Here is an 833-nt window from a genome sequence, read left to right on the forward strand (position 1 = left end):
TTGAGGTTCTCCACCCCTTGCTGGTTGAGGCTGTTGATCTGGGTGATGTCCAGGTTCAGGCTCTCGACCACCGCGCTCTGCTCCTCGGTGGCGGTGGCCACCGACTGGTTCATGCCGTCGATCTCGCCGATGCGCTGGGTCACGCTGGCCAGCCGCTCGCCGGCCTGGTTGGCCACCTGCACGGTCTGCTCGCTGGACACCTGGCTTTCGTTCATGGTGTACACCGCCTCGCGCGAGCCCACCTGCAGGCCGGTGATCATGCGGTGGATCTCCTCGGCCGACTCCTGGGTACGGTGGGCCAGGTTGCGCACCTCGTCAGCCACCACCGCGAACCCACGCCCGGCCTCGCCGGCACGGGCCGCCTCGATGGCGGCGTTGAGCGCGAGCAGGTTGGTCTGCTGGGAGATGCCCTTGATCACGTCGAGGATCTTGCCGATCTCGTCGGTGCTGGCGTTGAGCGCCTCGATCTGCTCGCACGACTCGCTGATCTTCTGCGACAGCGCGGTCATGGCGTTGATCGCATCGTCCACCACCTGACGGCCGTCGTTGGCCTGGTCGCTGGCGCCGCTGGCATGCTGCGAGGCGTCGGCGGCGTTGCGGGCGATCTCCTGGGTGGCGGCGCCCAGCTGGTTGATCGCCGCGGCGACGCTGTTGGTGCGCATGCTCTGCTCCTCGGAGCCGATGATCGAGGCGTTGGAGGCGTGGACCACCTTCTCCGACAGGTCATGCACCAGGCGGGTGGCCGAGGACACCTCGCTGATCGAGGCGTGAATACGCTCGACGAAGCGGTTGAACGAGGTGGCCAGTTCGCCGAACTCGTCCTTGTGCTGCAC

1 pseudogene is annotated in these 833 nt (G+C 67.0%); it reads right to left on the reverse strand.

The annotated features are described in order from the left end of the window. Positions 1-833 (reverse strand): annotated as a pseudogene (gene mcpA, locus ACNFCI_RS23975) (methyl-accepting chemotaxis protein McpA); the annotation flags it as partial.

It is taken from the genome of Pseudomonas sp. NY15356 (assembly GCF_048068175.1).
Classification (GTDB): Bacteria; Pseudomonadota; Gammaproteobacteria; order Pseudomonadales; family Pseudomonadaceae; genus Aquipseudomonas; species Aquipseudomonas putida_K.